Raw genomic sequence first — 22,180 nt, forward strand, 5'->3', positions numbered from 1 at the left:
TCAGGCCCCGCCCCCGAAGCGCTGGGCGACGGCGCGGCGGTCCAGCGAGCCCTTGGCGGTGTGGGGCAGCTCCGCGGCCTGCTCGAAGCTGGTCGGCACCTCGAAGGGGGCCAGGCGGTCGCGGGCGAACGACGCGAGTTCGTCCGGGGTCGGCGCGACGGATCCCCGGGGGACGATCACCGCGGCCACCGTCTCGCCGTACAGCGTGTCGGGCATCCCGAAGACGGCGACCTCCAGGACGTCGGGATGGCTGCCCAGCACACCCTCGACGCGTTCGGGCGAGATCTTCTCCCCGCCCCGGTTGATGAGTTCCTTGATCCGGCCCCGGATGACCAGCTCACCGGCCGCCGACAGGGTGCCCAGGTCGCCCGTGCGCAGCCACCCGTCGGTGAAATTGGCGGCGGTGATCGCCGGGTCGCCGAGGTAGCCCCGGACCACGGTGGGGCCGTGCAGCCACACCTCGCCGACCTCACCGGGCGGCACGGGCCGGCCGTCGGTCCCGACGATCCGGATCTCCGGCCCGGTCGAGCGACCGACGAGACCGGGTGTGGCCGCGGGGTTCTCGGTGTGGCCGATTTCGGTCGTCGCCACCTGATGCGTGGCCTCGGTCATGCCGAAGGCGCACACCACCGGGGCCGAGAAGGTGTCCTGCAGGGCCTGCGCGGTTTCCGCGGTGAGCGGGGCGCTGCAACTGCGGATGAAGCGCAACGCGGCGTTGCCCGGCTGGTCGGTCCTGGCCCGCTCCAACAGGATCTGGTGAATCGTCGGGACCGCCGTGTACCAGGTGGCGCGGACGGCGTCGATGTCGTCCCAGAAGGTGTGCGCCGAGAACCGTCCGCGGGCCGGCAGCAGCACCGTGCCCCCGGACACCAGGGTCGCCAGCAGCGCGGCCAGCAGCCCGTGACCGTGGTAGAGCGGCATCACCGCCACGGTGGCGTCCCGGGGGCCGAGCCCGTATCCGGCGCCGATGGCGTGCACCGAGCCGGCGATGTTGCCGCGGGTCCACGGGACCATCTTCGGCACCCCGGTGGTTCCGCCGGTGAACATGATCATGGCGTCGTCGTCGCGGAGGCCCTCCGGCGTCGAAAACTGTTGCGCAGCGCCCGCGGTCGTGTCCAGGCTGACGGTCGGGGCACCACCACCGGTCGTCACCGCGAGTGGCCACCACGGCAGGTGCTGTCCCTCGTCGTCGCCCGGTGCGGCGCCGTCGATGAGGACCGCCCTGGCGCCCACGGCCTCGCTGCGTGCGCGCTGTTCGCCGACCGGCAGCGCCGGATCCAGCGGGACGGCGACCAGGTCGGCCCGTGAAGCGGCCAGCAGCCCGACGACGAACTCCGCGTTGCTTCCGGAGCGCAGCGCGACGCGGTCGCCCGGGCGCAGCCCGGCCCGGGCCAGCCGCCCCGCCAGGTCGTCGGCGAGCCGGAGCAGGTCGCGGTAGCTGACCGGCACCCGATCGGCGGTGACGACCAGCGCGGGGGTGTCCGGGGACCGGCCCCCCGCCTCCTCGACCAGATCGGCGATGCGTGCGCCCGCGGTGCGGGCCGAGCCCACGCCGCCGCCGATGATCTCTTCAGGCCTCGTCGTCCTCATCGCCGCGCTCCCTTTCGTCATTGTCTCGACAACATCCTGCTCGAACCATGCCCGGTGGCGTTGCCGCGCGTCCAATAGTGGTTCGCTCACGACCGATAACCGTTGGCTATCGACGCCGCCGGGCCGCCGCTGCCAGCGCCGATAGACGGCGTGAATCGCTGCATAGCGGTTCGGTCTTGGACAACCGGCGGGTGGCCGCGTCAGAGTATGGGCCGAGCCTTTACTTCAGCGGAAACACACACGAGGAGTCGCCCCATGACCGGGTCCACGCGTTTGATCGACGGCTTCCATCTGGTGGTGGACGCGCTCAAGGCCAACGACGTCGACACCATCTACGGGATCGTCGGCATCCCAATCACCGACCTGGCCCGCGTCGCGCAGGCGTCCGGAATCCGCTACATCGGCTTCCGCCAGGAGACCTCGGCCGGCAATGCCGCGGCCGCCGCCGGATTCCTGACCCGCCGGCCGGGCGTGTGCCTGACGACGTCCGGGCCCGGGTTCCTCAACGGGTTGCCCGCGCTGGCCAACGCCACCGTGAACTGCTTCCCGATGATCCAGATCTCGGGGTCCAGCAACCGGGCGCTGGTCGATCTGCAGCGCGGCGACTATCAGGACATCGACCAGCTCAACGCCGCACGGCCGTTCGCGAAGGCGGCCTATCGGATCGGCCGGGTCGAGGACATCGGGCGCGGCGTCGCGCGTGCCGTGCGCACCGCGATCTCCGGCCGTCCCGGCGGCGTCTACCTCGACATCCCCGGTGACGTGTTGGGGCAAGCGCTGGACGCCGCGGCGGCCGCGGACACGGTCTGGCGGATCGTCGACCCGGCACCCCGGCAGCTGCCGGCGCCCGAGGCGGTCGAACGCGCGCTGCAGATGCTGGCCCAGGCGCGGCGACCGTTGATCGTGCTCGGCAAGGGCGCCGCATACGCCCAGGCCGACACCGTGATTCGCGAGTTCGTCGAGGCCACCGGGATTCCGTTCCTGCCGATGTCGATGGCCAAGGGGCTGCTGCCCGATTCCCACCCGCAGTCCGCGGCGGCCGCGCGGTCCCTGGCGATCGCCCGGGCGGATGTGGTCCTGCTCGTCGGCGCCCGGCTGAACTGGCTGCTGGGCCACGGGGATTCGCCGCAGTGGTCCGCCGACGCCAAGTTCGTGCAGGTCGACATCGCGCCCTCGGAATTCGACAGCAATCAGCCGATCGCCGCGCCCCTGGTCGGCGACATCGGCTCGGTGATGTCGGCGCTGCGCGACGCAGTGGGCGCCCAGCCCATCAGGGTGCCCACGGAATGGACCGCGGAGCTGGCCGAGCGCGCGGACCGCAACGACGCCAAGATGCGCGAGCGCCTGGCCGAGGACGCTCATCCCATGCGGTTCTACAACGCGCTCGCGGCGATTCGGGCGGTGCTGCAGGAGAACCCGGACGTGTACGTGGTCAACGAGGGAGCCAACGCGCTGGACCTGGCCCGCAACGTGATCGGCATGGAGGTCCCGCGGCACCGGCTGGACACGGGAACCTGGGGTGTCATGGGCATCGGCATGGGTTACGCCATCGCCGCCGCCGTCGAAACGGGCCGGCCCGTCGTCGCGATCGAGGGTGACAGCGCATTCGGCTTCAGCGGCATGGAAGTCGAGACGATCTGCCGCTACCGGCTCCCGGTGACCGTGGTCATTCTCAACAACGGCGGCGTCTACCGGGGGGACGAATCCTCCAACGGAGCGGACCCGGCTCCCACCGTGCTGAACGCCCGGGCGCACCACGAGCTGATCGCGCAGGCCTTCGGCGGCAAGGGATATCACGTCACCACCCCTGCGGAACTGTGCTCGGCGCTGGCGGAGGCGATCGACTCCCGGAGCCCGTCGATCATCGACTGCGAGCTCGACCCCACGGCGGGAGTGGAGAGCGGGCATCTGGCGAACCTGAACCCGACCAGCGCGGCCGCGACCGGAAAGGTCAGCGCCGGTGCGTGATTCGCGACAGCTGCACGTCGAAGAACTCGTTCAGCGACAACCCCTCGGCGGAGGCCGCCAGCGCGCGGGCGATCGGTGAACCCGGGCCGGCGGAATTGGTGGCCAGGACGATGTCGGCCTTGAGCACCGGGTCGACCATCTCCACCGCGCGGACCTCCGGACCCAGCGGCGACGTCCACAACCAGGTGTGCGGCACGATGCACGCCCAACTCCCCGCGGCGACCTGAGCGAGTAACGAGGCGACGGAGTCGGTTTCGACCTGCGGGGCGACTTCGATGGCGTGGTCGGCGAAGGCTTTGTCGATGATCTGGCGATCCCGCATGTCGGGGGTGAGCAGCGCCAGCGGCAATTGCGCGGCCTCCGGCCAGGTCATCGTCGGCGCGGCGGACCCCAACATGTCCGCGGGCGACAACAGCACGTAGTGCTCCTGGTACAGCGGCACGAGGTTCATGTCGTGGGCCTCGTCGGGCGACGCGTGCACGATCGCGGCATCCAGTTCGAATTCACGGAGGCGCCGGTACAGTTCGGTGCCCGCCAGCCGGGACGAGATGTGCACCTTCGCCAACGGGTGCGCCGAGCAGAACGCCGAGAGCACCAGCGAGGCCGTCGTGGACGCGGTGGGCACGGTGCCGAGGCGCAGCATGCCGGTGATGCCCGATCGCACCGCGTGCACCTCGGCCTTGAAGGCGTCGTGCTCGGCGAGAATCCGCCTGGCCCACACCACCAACCGCTCCCCTTCGGGTGTGAGGCCCTCGAAGCTGTGCCCGCGATTGATCAGCGTCACGTTCAATTCGCGCTCCAGCTTGGCGATCGCCGCGGACAACGCGGGTTGGGACACGAAGCACTTCTCGGCGGCGCGGGCGAAGTGGCGCTCCTGCGCGACCGCAACGAAATACTCCAATTGTCGGAAGAGCACCCGCACCTCCTCGGCCCACAAAGTTTCGCTGAGGCTAGCGTCTCGCCGGCACGCCAGCCAGTCCGGCGAGCCGATCCACCACCGACCCATTCCCGGGCCGTCGCCCTCACCGGCGAACCGGCAAACGTTTGCTGAAAAGGGCGTGCGGGAACAGCCGGTAGAATACCGTCGTGGTAATCGCACCATCTCGAAGGGCGGGCGCTATGCGTCGAGGTGTTCGTTATCTATTTGTTATGGTCGCGATCACGGCGATGGCGCTCATCGGATCGACCGGTCGCAGCCACGCTTCCGTCCCGGCGCCGCAACCCGCCCCCTCGGTCGCCTCGGTTTTGCCGGCTGACGGCGCGGTGGTGGGCGTCGCGCATCCGGTCGTGGTGACGTTCACCGCGCCGGTCGGCGATCGCGCCGCCGCCGAGCGGTCCATCCACGTCGCCTCGCCGAGCAACACGCCCGGACACTTCGAGTGGGTCGAGAACAACGTCGTGCAGTGGGTGCCCAACCGGTACTGGCCCGCCCACACCCACGTCTCGGTCGGCGTTCAGGCCCTGACGACGGGCTTCGACACCGGAGACGCGTTACTGGGCGTCGCCAGCATCTCTGCGCACACCTTCACCGTCAGCCGTAACGGCGAGGTGCTGCGCACCATGCCGGCCTCGATGGGCAAGCCCAGCCGGCCCACGCCGATCGGCAATTTCACGGCCCTGGAGAAGCAGCGCACCGTCGTCATGGACTCGCGGACCATCGGCATCCCGCTCAGCTCGCCCGAGGGATACAAGATCACCGCCCAATACGCCGTGCGCGTCACCTGGAGCGGCGTCTACGTGCACTCGGCGCCCTGGTCGGTCGACTCCCAGGGCTACGCCAACGTGAGTCATGGGTGCATCAACCTGAGTCCCGACAACGCCGCCTGGTACTTCAACCAGGTGAACGTCGGCGATCCCATCCAAGTCGTCGCCTGATTGCGGGCCCGCGCCGCTCACACCCGCCGCGGCGCGGTCGAGTCCCGTGTGACGACGGTCACAACGCCTGAACGGAAGACCGGCCCGCGGCAGTGAGTTCTCGGTAGACGATGATCCGAACGGGAGGCTGGCGATGACCGGTGATGCGAAGCAAGAGTCAGCCGTTGCGGATTCGAGCGGTTCGGCGCGGCAACACGTGGCCGACCGCATCCGTCACCTCGACGCCGTCGACGAACAGTTCCGCACCACCAAGCCGGACGCCTCGGTCCAACAGACGGCGCGTGAGCCGGGGCTTCGCCTGCCAGAGATCCTGCGAACCTTCGTCGAGGGCTACGCCGACCGTGCGGCACTGGGCTGGCGGGCACGTTCGCTGGTCACCGACTCCGCGACCGGCCGCACCACCGCGCAGTTGCTTCCCCGGTTCGACACCTTGACCTACCGCGAGCTCTGGGCGAACGTCGGGGCGATTGCCAGCGCCTGGCGCGGCGACGCCACGAATCCGGTGGCCCCTGGAGATTTCGTCGCCACAGTCGGTTTCGCCAGCGCCGAGTACCTGACGCTCGACCTGGTCTGCGGATATCTCGGGCTGGTGGCGGTGCCGCTGCAGCACAACGCGGCGGCGTCCCGGTTGCGGCCGATCATGGCCGAGGTCGAGCCGCGGGTGCTCGCGGCGGGCGCTGGTTATCTCGACCTCGCCGTCGAGGCGGCGCTGGGCAGCGCGTCGTTGCGGCGCTTGGTGGTTTTCGACTACTCCCCGCGCATCGACGATCAGCGTGAGGCTGTGGAGCGCGCGCGGGCGACGCTGTCCGCCGCGGGGATGACGGTGACGGTCGAGACGTTCGACGAGCTGATCGGGCGCGGCCGCACCCTGCCGCTTGAGCCGGCCTACACCGGCGGCACCGACGAACGCCTGGCCATGATCATGTACACGTCGGGCAGCACCGGACTGCCCAAGGGCGCCATGTACACCGAGCGCATGCTGTGCAAGCTGTGGACCAACGAGCTGATGCCCGAGTTCGCGGACACGCCGGTGCTGAACGTCAACTTCATGCCGCTCAATCACCTCGGCGGCCGGATACCGCTGTCGACAGCGTTCCAGGCGGGCGGCACCAGCTACTTCGTTCCCGAGAGCGACCTGTCGACGCTGTTCGACGACTGGAACCTGGTGCGCCCCACCGAGATGGGGCTGGTGCCGCGGGTGGCGGAGATGCTCTACCAGCGTTACCAGAGCGCGGTGGACCGGCGCGTCTCCCGGGGCGTCGACCCGGAATCCGCCGCGGCCGAGGCGCGCACCGAGCTGCGCAAGCAGGTATTGGGTGGGCGCATCGTCACCGCCTTCTGCGGCACGGCGCCCCTGGCCGCCGAGATGCGAAGCTTCGTCGAGACCTGCCTGGGCGTACACGTACTCGACGGCTACGGCTTGACCGAGGTGGGGATGGTGACCAAGGACGGCAGCATCGCCCGCCCCCCGGTTCTGGACTACAAGCTCGTGGACGTCCCGGAACTCGGTTACTTCCTTACCGACAAACCCTTCCCGCGCGGCGAGCTGCTGGTCAAGTCGCTGACCGCCACGCCCGGATACTTCAAACGCCCGGACGTCACCGCCAATGCCTTCGACGCGCAGGGCTATTACCGGACCGGGGACGTGATGGCCGAACTGGAGCCGGACCGGCTCGCCTACGTCGACCGCCGCAACAACGTATTGAAGCTCGCGCAGGGTGAATTCGTGGCCGTCGCGCGGCTGGAGGCGGTGTTCAGCAGCGCGGCGCTGATCCGCCAGATCTTCGTCTACGGCAACAGCGAACGACCCTACCTGCTGGCCGTCATCGTGCCGACCGCCGACGCGCTGGAGAGGTTCACCGGCGATGCCGAGGGGCTCAGGGCGGCCCTGGGCGAATCCCTGCGCCAGTCAGGCAAACTCGCCGAGCTCCAGTCCTACGAGGTGCCGGTCGACTTCCTCGTCGAGGCCGATCCGTTCAGCGAGGACAACGGGCTGCTGTCCGGGGTGGGCAAGCTGCTGCGGCCCAAGCTCAAGGAGCACTACGGCGAACGACTCGAGCGGTTGTACGCGGACCTGGCGGCCAACCGGGCCACCGAGCTGCGGGCGCTGCGCGACGGGGCGGCCGACCGCCCGGTGATCGACACGCTGGTGAGCGCCGCCGAAGCTCTGCTCGGCCTGGCGGGCGGGCCGCCGGACCCCGGCGCGTTGTTCATCGAACTCGGCGGAGATTCCCTGTCGGCCCTGACCTTCTCCAATCTGCTGCAGGACATCTTCGACGTCGAGGTCCCGGTGGGCATGATCACCGGCCCGGCGACCACCCTCAGCCAGCTCGCGGAATACGTTGCCGCCGAGCGTCGTTCGGGGTCGCGGCGGCCGACGTTCGCGACGGTGCACGGGCGCGACGCCACCGAGGTCCGCGCGGCCGACCTCACCCTGGACAAATTCATCGACGCGAAAAACCTTGCCGCGGCGGCCGGGCTGCCGCGCGCCACCGGCACGCCGCACACCGTCCTGCTGACCGGCGCCAACGGCTACCTCGGCCGATTCCTGTGCCTGGAATGGCTGGAGCGGCTCGCCGAGACGGGCGGAAAGCTCGTCTGCATCGTCCGCGGCGCGGACGCCGCGGCGGCCGCCGAGCGGCTGGAGGGTGTCTACCGCAGCGGCGACCCGCGGCTGCTCGAGCGGTTCCGCGAGCTGGCGGCCGAGCATCTCGAGGTGATCGCCGGCGACATCGGCGAGCCGAACCTGGGGCTGAACCCGGCAACATGGGACTCGCTGGCCCGCGGCGTGGACCTGATCGTCCACCCGGCGGCGCTGGTCAACCACGTCCTGCCCTACGACCAATTGTTCGGTCCCAATGTCGTTGGCACCGCCGAGATTATCCGCCTGGCGATCACCGAACGCGTCAAGCCGGTGAACTATCTGTCCACCGTGGCGGTGGCCATGTCGGTGGCCGAGTTCGCCGAGGACGGCGACATCCGCGCCATCAGCGCGGTTCGGCCGATCGACGACGGCTACGCCAACGGGTACGCCAACAGCAAGTGGGCCGGCGAGGTGCTCCTGCGGGAGGCACATGACCTGTGCGGGCTGCCCGTCGCCGTCTTCCGGTCCGACATGATCCTCGCCCACAGCCGCTACTCCGGCCAGCTCAACGTCCCGGATGCGTTCACCCGCTTGATCTTCAGCTTGCTGGTCACCGGCATCGCGCCGGCGTCCTTCTACGAGGCCACCGACACCGGCGGCCGCGCCGTCGCCCATTACGACGGGCTGCCCGCCGACTTCGTGGCCGAAGCGGTGACCGCGCTCGGCGAGCAGATCGCAACCGTGGCCGACGATGCGGCGCCCACCGGGACCTTTCGCTCCTATGACGTGATGAACCCGCACGACGACGGCATCTCCCTGGACGTGTTCGTGGATTGGCTGGTCGCCGACGGCCACGACATCCGGCGCATCGACGATTACGACGAGTGGCTCGGAAGGTTCGGCACGGCGCTGCGGGCGCTGCCGGACCGGCAGCGCCAACTCTCGGCGCTGCCGTTGCTGGACGCCTACCGGAAACCGGAGCGACCGCTGCGCGGCGCACCGGCCCCGACCGACGCCTTCCGCGGCGCGGTCCGGGCCGCCAAACTCGGTGCGGACCACGACATCCCGCACCTGTCGGCGGACTTGATCGCCAAGTACGTTCTCGATCTGCGGTTGCTCGGTCTGTTGTAGCCGGGCACCCATTCGGGATGCCTATGCTGGCGGGAAGACTGCATGGTCGCGACGGGGAGGAGATCGACATGGCGGCTGCGGGGGCGCGCGCCGTACGGTTCGACCGGTACGGGGGCCGCGAGGTGTTGTACGTGGCCGACGTCGACATGCCCGTCCCGGGGCCCGGCGAGGTGGTCGTCGAGGTCCGCGCAGCCGGAATCAACCCCGGCGAGGCCGCCATCCGCACCGGCGCCGTGCACGAGATGTTCCCCGCCACCTTTCCGTCCGGCGAGGGCAGCGACCTGGCCGGGATCGTGACCGCGGTGGGCCCCGGTGTGACCGAATTCTCGGTGGGCGATGAGGTTTTGGGGTTCAGCTTCCGCCGGTCCAGCCACGCCAGCCATGCCGCGGTCCCGGTCGGCCAGCTGATTCCCAAACCGGCTCAACTCAGCTGGGAGGTCGCCGGCTCCCTCTACGTCGTCGGTGTGACCGCGTACGCGGCCGTCCGGGCGGTGGCACCGCTACCCGGGGAGACGGTCGCCGTCTCGGCGGCGGCCGGCGGCGTGGGCAGCCTCGTCGTGCAACTCCTGGCGCTGCGGAAGGCACGGGTGCTCGGCATCGCCGGACCCGGCAACGCCGACTGGCTGCGCGCCCACGGCGTCACCCCGGTTCCCTATGGCGACGGGCTGGCCGACCGGCTGCGCGAGGCGGCGCCAACCGGGATCGACGCGTTCATCGACCTTTTCGGGCCCGACTACGTGCAGCTCGCCGTCGACCTGGGCGTCGCGCCCGACCGAATCGACACGATCATCTCGTTCCAGAAGGCCGGCGAAGTCGGCGCCAAGACCGAAGGCAGCGCCGAGGCGTCGACGCCGGAGGTGCTGGCCGAAATGGCCGGGCTCGTCGTCGACGGCACTCTCGATTTCGAGGTCGCGGCCACGTACCCGCTGGATCGGGTCGCCGATGCCTTCGCAGAATTGGAGAAGCGACACACCCGCGGCAAAATCGTTCTGCTGCCGAATGATTCAGAGTGATGAGGCCGGACCCACAACACCGGCCTGCACGATCTTGACGACCACCAGCGCGACCGCCAGCACCAGGTAAGCCCGCAGGGTGAAGAGCCCCGCCCGGCGAATCGGCGACATGGCCGGGCGGGCCAGGCCGTCAAGGCTCGGGGTCTGCCACTCCATCCGGTCCTGGCGGCGGATCGCGCGGCGTTCGGCGCGGGTGAGTGTCGGGGTGTCGTCGAGCTCATCGACCTGGTCGGGGTCCAGGCCGCCCCCGAGCGTCCGCACGACGGCTTCGGCGTCGCGCAGCGCGGAGTACCGGCGTCCGGCGATGATGACGGCGGCACCACCGACGACGCCGATGGCCGCGCCGACGGCCAGGCCCGCCTCGATGGTGGACGTCGGCAGGCCCGGGAAGAACGTCGTCGCCGTCAACGCCAGCGACAGCAGCACCAGCGCCCAGACGATGGTCCACGCAACGATGTTCTGCCGCACGCTGTTTGCCCACGGGCCCAGCAACGCCCGATCGTTGCACAGCAGCACGAGGAAGACGGTTGCCGAAGGCAGCAGGACACCGGCCAGCGCCTGCACACCCTGGGTCACCAGGCCGAGGATGTGGTCGGGGCTGAACGCGACCGCGGCCGACACCGCGAGCAGCAGGGCGTAGCCGCCGTAGAACAGCGGAGCCTCGCTGATCTTCCAGTGCAGGGAGTGCCTCCTGCCCATCGCGTCCCCGATGGCGTAGGTGGTGGCCAGCCCGATGGCGTTCGCCCCGATCAGCGAGGCGTCGAGCAGGATGATCGCGAACAGCGTCCCGACCGTGCCGCCGAGGTGCCGGGACAACTCCGCCGCCACCGCGCCCGCGTCGGTGAAGTGGCCCGCGCCGGCCAGACCGAAGGCCGTGACCGCCATCAGCGCCGTCGCGCCGACCATGACCACGACGATCCCGATCACCAGATCCGCTCGGGCGTAAGCCATCCAGCGGGTGGTGATGCGCTTGTCCACCACGTTGGACTGCTGGAAGAAGAGTTGCCAGGGCGCCACCGTGGTGCCCACGATCGCGATGACCAGCAGCAGCACGGTGGAGTTGACCCCGCCCGCGAAGCGCGGAATCAGGCCGCCGGCAATCCCTTTCGCCGTCGGATGCACCAGCAGCACCATCGGGATGACCAGCACGTTCACCGCGATCAGCAGGAACATCAGCCCCTCCCAGCGGCGAAACGACCCGCCGGCCACCACCGCGAACAGCAGCACGGCAGCGGCCGGGATCGCGATCGCCTTGGGACAGCCCAGGAACCCGAGCGCCAATGCGACACCGATGAATTCGGTGACGATCGTCAACGCATTCAGGATCAGCAGGTCACCGACGCTGAACGCGCCCCAGAACCTGCCGAAGCGCTCGAAGATGAGCCGCGCGTGCCCGACTCGGGTCACCGCGCCGAGCCTGAGCACCATCTCCTGGTTCACGTACAGCACCGGAATCAGCAGCGCCAGCGTCCACAACAGCGCCATCCCGTAGTTCTGTCCGGCCTGAGCGTAGGTCGCGACGCCGCCGGCGTCGTTGTCCCCCACCATCACGATCAGCCCGGGACCGCTGACGACCAGCAGCGTGCGCAGGCGGCGCCAGCGGCCGCCGGATGCCCCGGCGCCGTCACGCCGGATGCGGCCGAATGCCCCGACGATGTCGCCGGGGTGGGCGACGCCGGCATGCGTCGGCGCGGCGGCGGTGACGACGCCGACGGCCTCGGATGAGACGGGGGTCACCGGTGGGGGCCGGCCGACGGGTGACCACCGAGCGACGCGGTGACCACCGCGATCGGCATGCGCGCCACGTACAGGTTGGCCCGCTCCTGGGGGGACAGGACGGTCCGCGCGTGCACCTTGTTGGCCCACAACCGCGCCGACCGCAGCCACGAACGTCCCCGACCCCCGGTCGAAGCGGTGAGACGGTGGGTGACAACAAAAGCCATGATCTTCTCCTTGCGGGAGGTCCGATCGGCTGAGCCCGTGGCACCCGGACAGGAGCGAACGCGCCGCTAGGGACCGGGGTGTCCGTGAAAGCTCAGGCGGCAGAAGGAAAGCCGGAACCGGATCGGAACAAGACGGATTTCGGATAGGGACTATCGCCCGGACTCATCTCGTCCTCACCCCCTCACGGCCGCGACACACGCGGGTGTCATCACTGGTCACCTGAACAGGAGGGAAACGAATGCCGACGACGTGCCGCCGACCGCACCCCTCTCGTCGGAGCTTCGGCACTGCACGGCGTATCCGGAACTTGACCGACGGTCGCGACCCGCTTCGCCCGGCTTCGCCGCGCTTGCGATCGCTCCCGACCGAGGGTCGCGACCCGCTTCGCCCGGCTTCGCCGCGCTTGCGATCGCTCCCCGTTCCGGAAGCCACTTGGGCTCAACCCTTGGGTCCGGGAAGAGCTGTCCTGACCCGGGGCGTCTCTCGACGTTCGGGGTCAGTGGCCTGTGTCCATGCAGACGCCTCACCTACCGAGGTGCTTGCGAAACCCTTTGTACACCGCGGCCCAGGGCCCGTCAAACTCATTCGCGTAACCGTTGCGGCAGGTGGACGGGGCCTGCGCCTGCCCAGGCCGGTCGCTAGGCGCCGGCGCCTACCCTCGACACCATGGCCAACACTCTGCAAGATCCGAAGGTCTCGACCGTGCTCGACCGGATGTACACCGAGGCGAAGAACCAGATGTCGCTGTTGCGCCAGCGGCACGGCGATTTCGACCGGCCGATGACCGCGCGGGAACGCGCCGACGCGATGAGCGAGTTCTACATCCCGGTCACACCGGAGGCCGGCCGGCTGCTCTACGCGCTGGTGCGGGCGGCCCGGCCGGCGACGGTCGTCGAGTTCGGAATGTCGTTCGGCATCTCCGCCGTGCATCTTGCATCGGCGGTGCGCGACAACGGCTCCGGCCGGGTGGTGACGACCGAGCTCAACGAGACGAAGATCGCCGCCGCGCGGCAGACTTTCGCGCTGACCGGTCTGGACGACGTGATCACCGTCCTCGAAGGAGATGCGCTGACCACGCTGGCCGGGCTGGACGGGCCCGTCGACTTCGTCTTGCTGGACGGCTGGAAGGACCTGTATCTGCCGGTGATCGAGCTGCTCGAACCCCGGCTTTCGACGGGGGCGTTGGTGGTAGCCGACAACACCAGCGCCGTCGACACGCAACCGTATCTGGATCGGGTGCGCAATCCCGGCAACGGCTACGTCAGCTTCAACTTCGAAGTCCGGGACAGCGACAGCATGGAGATCAGCTGCCGCACCGGCGATTAGGACCTAGCGCAGCGATTCCTCGAGCCACGGCGTCAACCATTTCACCCCTTCGGGCGTGAGGTGGACGCCGTCACTGCGGACCTTGATGCCGTCGACCTTGGCGGTGTACACGCCGTCCGGACAGAGCTTTTTGTTGAGGTCGAGGATTTGCACGCCCGGGTGGTGGGCGACCGTCTTGCGCAGCATGGTGTTCCACAGGTTGACCCGGTCGGGCTGGTCTTCGGGATACAGGCGGCCGTCCGGCTTCTCACCGCCCCTGCTGTATGGCACCGTCGCGACCACCACTCGAACGCCGTTGGCGCTCACGATGTTCAGCGCACGCTCCAGCTCGCCGTTGAGGTAGGCATCGAAGGTCGGGTCACCGATGTGGGTCCACTGGCCCTCGTTCACGCGGTCGACGGTTTCCCAGCGGCCGATGATAAGCAGCGCGACGTCCGGCTGGTCCTGGCTGACCTGGGTCGACCAGCGGATCGGCCAGCCGTCGCACGCCGGTCGCTGCTCCAGGGTTTGACCGATGTACCGGTACGGCGTGCCGCGGACCAGGCTGCAGCCGATCACGGTGTGGTCGAGGAACGCGAATCCCGGCGTCGGCGGCAGGTAGTGCATCCACGTCCACCCGATCGAATCGCCGAACACCGAGACGGTGAAGGGCCGGTTGGGGTCGCGGGGGCCCGCCGGGCGGCTGCCGCCCGGCGGCGACGGCGACACCGCGGCGACCGCCGAGACCCCCGGCGGCAGACCGACCTCGCGCAGGCCGGGCCCGGCGCCTACCGGGACGACCATCAGTGTCACCGCGGCGGCGCTGGCCACCGTGGCGGCCGCCAGCGGCAATAGCGGCACCCGCGCCGGCCGCCAGCGCCGGATGGGTTGTTCGATCAGCCACCACGACGCGGCGGCCAGCGCCACCGTCGCGCCGCACCGGGCGGCGAACAGCGGCAGCCCCGTCCACCCGGTGCGCTCACCGTTGAGCACCAGAAAGATTGGCCAGTGCCACAGATAGACGCCGTAGGAGATGGTGCCCAGCCACACCAGGGGCGGGGCCGCCAGGATGCGGGCGGCCGCGCCCCGCTGTTCCAAGGCCACGGGCGCCACCACCAGAACGGATGCGATCGCGACCCCGATGAACAGGCCGTGGCGGAACTCGCCGCTACTGCCGGTGGCGTAATGGGTCGCCGTCGCGAGTCCCGCCAGGCCGGCGAGTGGCAGCACGCGGGCGACGCGCCGGGCCCAGCGGGTCCGGATCAGGCACCAGCCCCGGTTCAGCGACGGCCAGTCGCGAACCAGCAGTGCCGCCGCCGCGGCGCCGGTCAGCAGCGCCTGGGCGCGGGTATCGGTCCCGAAGTAGACGCGGTCGCGGGTGTGGTCGGTCACCATCACCATCGCGAGCACGGCCGACGCCAGGGCCCCCACGGTGGCGATCACGAACGTCGCGAACCGGACGCCCCCCACCGTGGCCCGGGTGAGGCGGCGCCGCGCACGGGCGGCCAACAGCAGCGTCACCGCGATCAGCAGCACCGGCCACACGAAGTAGTACTGCTCTTCCACCCCGAGCGACCAGGTGTGCTGCAGCGGCGAGGGCGGGGCACCCTGCGTGAAATAGTCGGTATTCTGGGCGACGAACCGCCAGTTCGCCATCCACACGAACGCCGCGATGGCGTCGTCGCGCAGCCCGGTCAGGGACCGCTCGGGCAGGAGCTGGCGGGCCGCCGCCACCGTGAGCACCATCAGCACCAGGGCCGGCAACAGCCGGCGCGCACGGCGAATCCAGAAGCCGGCCAGCTCGATACGGCCGGTGCGCCCCAGCTCGTCCAGGAGCAGCGAGGTGATCAGGAAGCCGCTGAGCACGAAGAAGACGTCGACGCCGATGAACCCGCCGCCCACGCCGGGGATGCCGCCGTGGCCGACCAGCACCAGCGCGACCGCTATCGCGCGTAACCCGTCGAGCGCGGGAATCCCGCTGCGCCGCTCCGGTTTATCCCAGATCGCCAGGCGGCCGACCCGCCGCACCGGCGCGACCCAGCGGGGCCGCCGAGCCCGACGAGCCGGTGCGGGATGAGTCCCGCCCGGCTCGGTGCTTGCTGTCAGCGCGCCGTAACTACCATCTCGCCCGGCGCCATGGTTGATGCCGATACGTCGCTGCCCCTCCTGTTGAGTTCAGCAAGCCAGCCTAGAGGCGAGGCGGCCGGATCGACCGGAGAGACACGCGAAGACCCGCTTCGCTTTTGGACGGCGCCGCGCGTGCTATACGGGCCCGGCCGGTTCCGCATCGGCGTTCGCCTCGGCGAGGGCCAGGCCGAGTTCCTCGAGCACGTCGGCGGTGTCGGCACCGAGCTCCGGGGCCGGACCGGCGACGCGTCCCGGTGTGCGGGAGAACCAGGTCGGCACGCCGGGGAACCGCACCGGGCCGTGCGGCGTGGGCACCGTCTCGAAGAACCCGAGGGCGTCGAGATGCTCGTCGTCGAAGAGTGTCGCCGGACTGGACAGCGCCGCGGCCGGTATCTGAAGTTCCCGGAACAGATCCAGCCACTCCTGCGTCGTCCGCTGCGCCATCGTCTCGGCCAGCAGCGCGTACACGGTGTCGATCTGCCGCGCGCGCCGCTCGAGAGTCGCGTACAGCTCGCTCTGCCACGGGGGCCGCACCGCCTCCATGAAGGCGGCCCAGTGCTTGTCGTTGTAGATCAGCGCGGCGATGTAGCCGTCACGGGTGCGGTACGGCCTCCGGTTCGGCGCCACCGTCCGCGGATACACCGCGGGCCCCAGGGGCGGGTCGAACATGGCGCCGTTGGCGTGTTCGACGAGCATGAACGACGCCATCGTCTCGAACATGCCGATTTCCACCTCTTGTCCCTCGCCGGTGCGCTCGCGGTGGAACAACGCCATCATGGTGGCGTAGAGCGCGGTCAGTCCGGCGACCTTGTCCGCCATGATGGTGCCGACGTAGCTGGGTTCGCCCGTCAACTGCTCCTGGACGTACGGCAACCCGCAGGCCGCCTGGATGGTGTCGTCGTAGGCGGGCAGGTCCCCGTTCGGGCCGCGCCGGCTGTAGCCGTAGCAGTTGGTGTAGACGATGCCCGGATTGATCGCCGCCACCTCGTCGTAGCTGAACCCCAGCCGGGCAACGGCTTTGGAGCGCATCGAGTGGATGAAGACGTCGGCCCGTTCGATCAGCGCCCGCACGACGGCCTTGCCCGACTCCGACCGCAGGTCGACCGTGATGCCGCGCTTGCCGCGGTTGACGTTGACGAAGACGCCGCCCATGCCCCGGACCGGCCCCACCGACACGTAGCGCGTGTCGTCGCCCTGCGGCGGCTCGACCTTGATCACGTCGGCGCCCATGTCGGCCATGATCTGCGTGCAGTAGGGACCCATCACCATGGCGGTGAGGTCGACGACGCGCACACCGGTCAGCGGGCCGCCGCGCCCGGCTGCGCGACTAGCCATGGCGCACGCCTTCCTTGCGGGCCGCGGTCTCGAAGCTGTAGCGGATGTGGTCGCCGTGGCCGTCCGGCACGACGGGAAAAACCAGCGGCGCGGCCAGGTAGCGGACCGCATCGATCTGCTCGGCCACGTCCTCGAGCGACCACGACGGGCGGTGCACGCCGGGGGTTTCGGCGATCACGGCGCGGGCCACCCGACCGGCGATGGCAATCAGCATTTCGCCGTTCACCGGGCACCTCTCGTGTGCCAGCAAGCCCACCACGGGCGCCACCAGGTCGGGGCCCATCGGCGGATAAGCCAAGATATCAAGACCCTCGGCCATTCTCGTCACCGCCGACGGCACGATCACGTTGCACAGCACCCCTTCCGCGGCGCCCTCGAGCGCGACGACGTTGGACAGGCCGAGCAGGCCCGCCTTGGCGGCGGCATAGTTGGCGACGCCGTGGTTGCCGTAGAGGCCGCCGATCGACGAGGTCAACACGACACGACCGTATCCGGCGTCGCACATGAGCGGGAACGCCGGCCGCACCACGTGGAAAGCGCCCCGCAGGTGGACGTCGATGACGGCGTCGAAGTCCTCGTAGCTCATCTCCTTCAAGGACCCCCGCCGGACATTGCCGGCGTTGTGGATCAGGATGTCGATGCGCCCGTAGTTGTCCAGTGCCGCTTGCACGATCGCCTGGCCGCCCCGCGGCGTCGCGACCGACTCGGTGCAGGCGACGGCGTCGCCGCCCGCCGCCCTGATCTCGAGGACCACCTGATGGGCGGGACCGGCGTCGGCGCCGGCGCCGGTCAACGCGCCGCCGGTGTCGTTGACCACGACCTTGGCGCCCCGGGCGGCCAGGAGCAGCGCGTACTCCCGGCCCAGCCCCCTGCCGGCGCCGGTCACCACCGCCACCCGGTCGTCGAATCTCAGTTGCGCCATCACGATCCCAGTTCTAGACCGTCCAGGTCGCCCTTGTCGCGCCATTCGGTCAGCAGGTCGCTGAAGGCGTAGAACCCCGGCCCGTACGGCTCCCCCAGATGCGACCGGATGCCCTCGCCCCCGCCACCGCCTTCGTTGTTGTAATAGCCCGGCGTGCATTCGGAATCGAACGCGCTGTTGTCGATCGCGGTCTCCCGGATGGTTTGGCACCACCGGGACTGGGCGGCCTCGGTGGGCTCGACGGTGGTCGCGCCACGGGCCAGCGCCTCGGAGATGATGTAGGCGATGTGCTCGCCCTGCAGTTCGTAGTTGGCCGCGATGTTCGCCGAGATGCCGACCTGGGTGAAGCCGGTGAAGAACTGGTTGGGGAAACCCCGGCTGGTCATCCCGTGCAGCGTCTGGTAGCCGTCGCGCCAGTGGTCGAAGAGCGACACCCGATCGCGGCCGGTTATCGCGTCGATGGAATACCGCCGGCTGATCTCCGTGGTGATCTCGAAGCCGCTGGCGTAGATGATGCAGTCGACCTCGTACTCGATGCCGTTGGCCACCAGACCCTTTTCGGTCGCCCGCTCGACGCCCTTGCTCGCCGACACGTCGACCAGGGTCACGTTGGGACGGTTGAAGGTCTGCAGGTACTCGTCATTGGTGGTCGGCCTCTTGCACAGGAACCGGTAGTAGGGCTTGAGCGCCTCGGCGGTCTCCGGGTCCTCGACCAGGCTCTCGACCCTGCGCCGCAGCCGCTCCATCACCTTGAAGTCTTCCTCGTCGCGGATGGCCATGAACTGCTCCGGCGTCATGGCGGCCGGCTCCTCGAGCGCGAGCACCCGCGCGGCGGTGTTGCGGCCCAGCTCGGTCCAGAAGTCACAGACCAGGTCCGGTTGGCCCAGCGCCATCCCCTCGAAGGTCCAGGCATGGAAGTTGCGCTGCCGCTCCTTCTGCCAGCCCGGCTGGAGCGTCTTCACCCACTCCGGATCGGTCGGCGCGTTATTGCGCGCGCCGACCGACGACGGCGTGCGCTGAAAGACATACAGATGCTTGGCATGCCGGCCCAGGAACGGCACGATCTGGATGCCGGTCGCGCCGGTGCCCACCACCGCGACCCGTTTGTCGGCGAGCTTGTCCAGTCCGCCCGAGGTGTCGCCGCCGGTGTATTCGTAGTCCCAGCGCGACGAATGAAAGCTGTGTCCCTTGAAGTCCTTGATCCCCGGGATGCCCGGCAGCTTGGGCCGGTGGAACGGGCCCGACGCCATCACCACGAAACGGGCCCGGATGTCGTCACCCCGGTCGGTGGCGATCCGCCAGCGTTTGCCGGGCTCGTCCCAGTGCAGCTCGCGAACCTGGGTGGAGAAGATCGCCGAGTCGTAGAGCCCGTAGTGTTTCCCGATGCGCCGGCAGTGGTCGTAGATTTCGGCGCCGTCGGCGAACTTCTTCGACGGAATGAAGTTCAGCTCTTCGAGAAGCGGTACATAGCAATAGGATTCGTTGTCGCACTGGATGCCCGGGTAGCGGTTCCAGTACCAGACCCCGCCGAAGTCGCCGCCCAGTTCGATGATCCGGACGTCCTCGATGCCCGCCTTCTTCAGGTGGGCGCCGCACAGCAGGCCGCCGAAGCCACCGCCGATCACGGCGACGTCGATGTCCGCCGAGATCGGATCGCGCACCAACGGCGGTGAGTGCGGGTCGGTTTCGTAGTACCCCGCGAAGTCGTCGACCAGTTCGACGTACTGTTTGGACCCCTCCGGGCGCAGCCGCTTCTCGCGTTCCCGGCGGTACTTGTCGCGCAGCGCCTCGACGTCGATGTCGTCCGGGGTCTGCGACGGCGGGCAATCCGGGTTGGTCATGCCAGGGCGTTCTCCGGTAGCGCCGCGGCGTGCAGGGGCGCCGCCATCTTCTGGACCGCGGGCAGCACCTCCCGGGCGAACAGCTCGGTGCTGGCCATCGCCCGGTCGTAGGGCATCGTGCCGAATTGCGGGACGATGGTCAGCTCGCAGAAGGAGCAGGCTTCCTGCGCGGCCTTGATGCGCGCGTAGATCTCCTCCGGCGTGCCGATCAGCAGGTTGGAGGCGTGGTAGCCCGGCGTCTTGGACGGGGCTTTGGCGTCACCGGTGACCGACGACGCGAGGACCGCGGTCGCGGTGGCCTCGCGGGCCGCGTAGGCCTCATAGCCCTTGACCCCCTTGAAGTTCGAGGCATCGGCAAACCCGTAGTGCACGGTGACGTCGCGGTTGGCCGTCCAGATCCACTCCTCGGACTCGGCGGGGTCGCCGGTGGTGCAGTACATGAACATCACGTTCTTCGGCTGGCAGGGCGGCAGGCCCTCCTCCTTGCGGAACGTGTTGACCTTCTGCACCTCCCGCCCGGCTTCCTCGATCGGCTTGTTGCCGACGAACAGCGGGACCATGCCGCGGCGGGCCAGGATCTCCAGCGACTCGGCCGTCGACGACGAGCTGTAGATGCGCGAGAAGAGGTCTGCGCTGCGCGGTTCGGGGCGCAGCGACATCTCGGGGACGGTGAAGATCTCCCCCTCGTAGGAGAACCGCTCCCCGGACAGCGCCAGCTGCAGGATGTCGAGGGTTTCGTTGAACCGTTGCCGGCTCTCTTCGCGGGGGACGCCGACGGCGTCGAACTCTCCCTTCGAGACCCCGCGACCGATCCCGATCGTCGTGTAGCGGCCGTTGGAGAGGATGTCGAGATAGGCGATCTGGTGCGCCAGCCGGACGGGGTGCCACCACGGCGCGACGACGACGAAGGTGCCCAGGCCGACGCGCTCGGTGCGCCCGGCGAAGTAGCTCAGCGTCTGAATCGGGTTGGGCGTCATGCCATATGGCGTCCCGCAGTGTTCCGGCATCCAGATGCCGTCGAACCCGAGCGGCTCGGCCAGGTCGGCGATGGCGAGCGTCGCCTGCACGCACTCCCAGTCCGGCGTCGCGGGCGGCCGGCTGAAATCCTGGGCGAGCACGCGGTCCCAGTCGTGGGAATTGTGGGCGCCGAAGCCAAGATTGACCTTCATCGTTGCATCTCCGTTGTTAATCTCTGCGGGGCACCGGTGCCCAGGTATCGGGCGAGATTGCGGTGCAGGTTGGCGGTGCTGCGTTCCATGTACGGGTTGGGCTTGGGGCCGCGGAAGCCGTACGACTTCATGCCCTGCTGGACGGCGGCCATGTTGGAGAAGTCCTGCGGCAGCACGCTGCGCCAGCTCGGGTCGTCCGGCGGTGCGTACACCCATTCGGTCTGCGGCTCTTCGCCTTTGGGGTAGAGCTCGTAGCACGAGGCCTCGAAGATGCAGCTGTCGGGGTTGTAGCCGTGCGGCCTGGCGCTGTAGCACAACGCGGTGGTCAGGCCCTGCCCGATCTGGAAGTTCGGGAAGATCTGCCACGCGGTGCCGCTCTTGGCCAGGTGTTCGGGATCGATGGTCGGCCACACCACGCCGCGCGCGGCGTCGTCGCGCCGCGCCGAGGACAGCCAGTGCTCGAGCACCCGGCCGGCCGGGGTGTCCGCGGGTAACTCGTCGACCAACCGGCGCGCCGCCTCCACCAGGGTCGTGGTGGTGGTGGCGTTGGTCTCCTCCAGCGTGTAGCTCTGCATCTCGGCCGTCGAAATGCGGGGATCCGCACCGGTTCCCAGCCGGATCTTCGACTTGGTCTCTTCCAGTCCGTCGGGCGCGTCGTAGCCGATGTTGCTGTGTTTGCCCTGCGCCATCGCCCAGCCACGGAAGTTGCCGAACTTGTTGAACTGCGGATGCGTGGTGGCGACGTGGTAGGTCTCGTTGAAGGCCTCCATGGCGACCTTCCAGTTGCAGTCGAAGTGCAGCCATTTGCGCCATTTGCAGCGCATGTCCTGCAGGCGGAACGGATCGAGCATGGTGGCGGCGGGTTCGAGGTAGTCCCGCAGCGGCTCGCACGCCGGGTCCATGTTGATCCAGATCCAGCCGCCCCAGGTGTCGACGTTGACCGGCGCCAGGTGGGTGTTCTCCGGCGTCAGCGCGTCCCGCCAGTCTGGTCTTTCGGGCACGTGGGTGCAGGCGCCGTCGCGGTCATAGGTCCAGCCGTGAAACCCGCACACGAACGACTTCTTGTGGCCGCAAGCGTTTCTGGCGCCGGCCGGGGTGTCGACCAGCCGGCGGCCGCGGTGCATGCACACGTTGTGGTGGGCCTTCAGCGTATCGGCCGCCGTGCGGATCACGACGACGGAGTCGTCGAGGATGTCGTAGGTCAGATAGCTGCCGACGCCGGGCAGCTCTTCCACGCGTCCGACTTGCTGCCACACCTTGCGCCACAACTTGTCGCGCTCGGCACGCACGTACTCCTCGGAGAGGTACGCCTCCACCGGGATGATGACCGGCTCGGTCAGTTCCTCGGGCGCGGCCGCGCCGTTCTGTGTCATCGG

At 69.3% G+C, this 22,180-nt stretch carries 15 protein-coding genes and 1 riboswitch; of the genes, 5 read left to right on the forward strand and 10 right to left on the reverse strand.

Features of this window, described 5'->3' with window-relative positions:
- Complete coding sequence (locus U8D42_RS21050) at positions 1-1,590, reverse strand: FadD7 family fatty acid--CoA ligase (RefSeq protein ID WP_322858347.1); 1,590 nt, start codon at positions 1,588-1,590, stop codon at positions 1-3.
- Positions 1,591-1,845: 255 nt separating this feature from the next.
- Between U8D42_RS21050 and oxc the strand changes: the two genes are divergently transcribed.
- Positions 1,846-3,558, forward strand: coding sequence for an oxalyl-CoA decarboxylase (oxc, locus tag U8D42_RS21055; protein WP_322858345.1), 1,713 nt, complete (start codon positions 1,846-1,848; stop codon positions 3,556-3,558).
- Here the strand turns inward: oxc and U8D42_RS21060 are convergent.
- Positions 3,542-4,474: a LysR family transcriptional regulator gene (locus U8D42_RS21060; protein ID WP_322858344.1), complete on the reverse strand. Its 933-nt coding sequence runs from the start codon at positions 4,472-4,474 to the stop codon at positions 3,542-3,544. The two genes, oxc and U8D42_RS21060, sit on opposite strands and share 17 nt — an antisense overlap.
- Positions 4,475-4,677: 203 nt before the next feature.
- On the opposite strand from U8D42_RS21060, the gene U8D42_RS21065 reads away from it, so the two are divergent.
- From U8D42_RS21065 to U8D42_RS21075, 3 genes are all read left to right on the forward strand, one after another.
- Positions 4,678-5,433, forward strand: a complete 756-nt coding sequence (locus U8D42_RS21065; protein WP_322858343.1) for a L,D-transpeptidase — start codon at positions 4,678-4,680, stop codon at positions 5,431-5,433.
- A 133-nt stretch (positions 5,434-5,566) separates the two neighbouring features.
- Positions 5,567-9,148, forward strand: a complete 3,582-nt coding sequence (gene car / locus U8D42_RS21070; protein ID WP_322858342.1) for a carboxylic acid reductase — start codon at positions 5,567-5,569, stop codon at positions 9,146-9,148.
- Between the two features lie 68 nt (positions 9,149-9,216).
- Positions 9,217-10,161 carry an NADP-dependent oxidoreductase gene (locus U8D42_RS21075; protein WP_322858341.1) on the forward strand — a complete coding sequence of 315 codons (945 nt, stop codon included), beginning with the start codon at positions 9,217-9,219 and terminating at the stop codon, positions 10,159-10,161.
- Here U8D42_RS21075 and U8D42_RS21080 read toward each other — a convergent pair.
- Positions 10,153-11,898 (reverse strand): NRAMP family divalent metal transporter, encoded by a 1,746-nt coding sequence (locus U8D42_RS21080; protein WP_322858340.1) that lies wholly within the window; start codon positions 11,896-11,898, stop codon positions 10,153-10,155. The genes U8D42_RS21075 and U8D42_RS21080 overlap by 9 nt on opposite strands.
- Complete coding sequence (locus U8D42_RS21085) at positions 11,895-12,104, reverse strand: hypothetical protein (protein ID WP_085239413.1); 210 nt, start codon at positions 12,102-12,104, stop codon at positions 11,895-11,897. Before U8D42_RS21085 ends, U8D42_RS21080 begins: the two co-directional genes overlap by 4 nt.
- A 373-nt stretch (positions 12,105-12,477) precedes the next feature.
- Positions 12,478-12,647, reverse strand: a riboswitch (M-box (ykoK) riboswitch).
- 124 nt (positions 12,648-12,771) lie between these two features.
- Here U8D42_RS21085 and U8D42_RS21090 point away from each other — a divergent pair.
- The gene (locus U8D42_RS21090) at positions 12,772-13,431 is read left to right on the forward strand and encodes an O-methyltransferase (RefSeq protein WP_322858339.1); all 660 of its coding nucleotides are present in this window, start codon (positions 12,772-12,774) and stop codon (positions 13,429-13,431) included.
- Between the two features lie 3 nt (positions 13,432-13,434).
- On the opposite strand, the gene U8D42_RS21095 is transcribed toward U8D42_RS21090, so the two are convergent.
- From U8D42_RS21095 to U8D42_RS21120, 6 genes are all read right to left on the reverse strand, one after another.
- A complete protein-coding gene (locus tag U8D42_RS21095; RefSeq protein ID WP_322858338.1) occupies positions 13,435-15,438 on the reverse strand; it encodes an acyltransferase family protein in 2,004 nt (667 codons plus the stop codon).
- 234 nt (positions 15,439-15,672) lie between these two features.
- On the reverse strand, positions 15,673-16,872 hold the full coding sequence (locus U8D42_RS21100) for a CaiB/BaiF CoA transferase family protein (RefSeq protein ID WP_085239409.1): 1,200 nt from the start codon (positions 16,870-16,872) through the stop codon (positions 15,673-15,675).
- Positions 16,865-17,794, reverse strand: a complete 930-nt coding sequence (locus U8D42_RS21105) for an SDR family NAD(P)-dependent oxidoreductase (protein WP_322858337.1) — start codon at positions 17,792-17,794, stop codon at positions 16,865-16,867. Before U8D42_RS21105 ends, U8D42_RS21100 begins: the two co-directional genes overlap by 8 nt.
- Positions 17,794-19,635 carry a flavin-containing monooxygenase gene (locus tag U8D42_RS21110; protein ID WP_322858336.1) on the reverse strand — a complete coding sequence of 614 codons (1,842 nt, stop codon included), beginning with the start codon at positions 19,633-19,635 and terminating at the stop codon, positions 17,794-17,796. The genes U8D42_RS21105 and U8D42_RS21110 overlap by 1 nt, the downstream gene beginning before the upstream one ends.
- The gene (locus tag U8D42_RS21115) at positions 19,632-20,804 is read right to left on the reverse strand and encodes an LLM class flavin-dependent oxidoreductase (RefSeq protein WP_322858335.1); all 1,173 of its coding nucleotides are present in this window, start codon (positions 20,802-20,804) and stop codon (positions 19,632-19,634) included. The genes U8D42_RS21110 and U8D42_RS21115 overlap by 4 nt, the downstream gene beginning before the upstream one ends.
- Positions 20,801-22,177 (reverse strand): aromatic ring-hydroxylating oxygenase subunit alpha, encoded by a 1,377-nt coding sequence (locus tag U8D42_RS21120; RefSeq protein ID WP_085239405.1) that lies wholly within the window; start codon positions 22,175-22,177, stop codon positions 20,801-20,803. Before U8D42_RS21120 ends, U8D42_RS21115 begins: the two co-directional genes overlap by 4 nt.
- Positions 22,178-22,180: the final 3 nt, after the last annotated feature.

The sequence above is a fragment of the Mycobacterium europaeum genome, assembly GCF_034555895.2.
Taxonomy (GTDB): Bacteria; Actinomycetota; Actinomycetes; order Mycobacteriales; family Mycobacteriaceae; genus Mycobacterium; species Mycobacterium europaeum.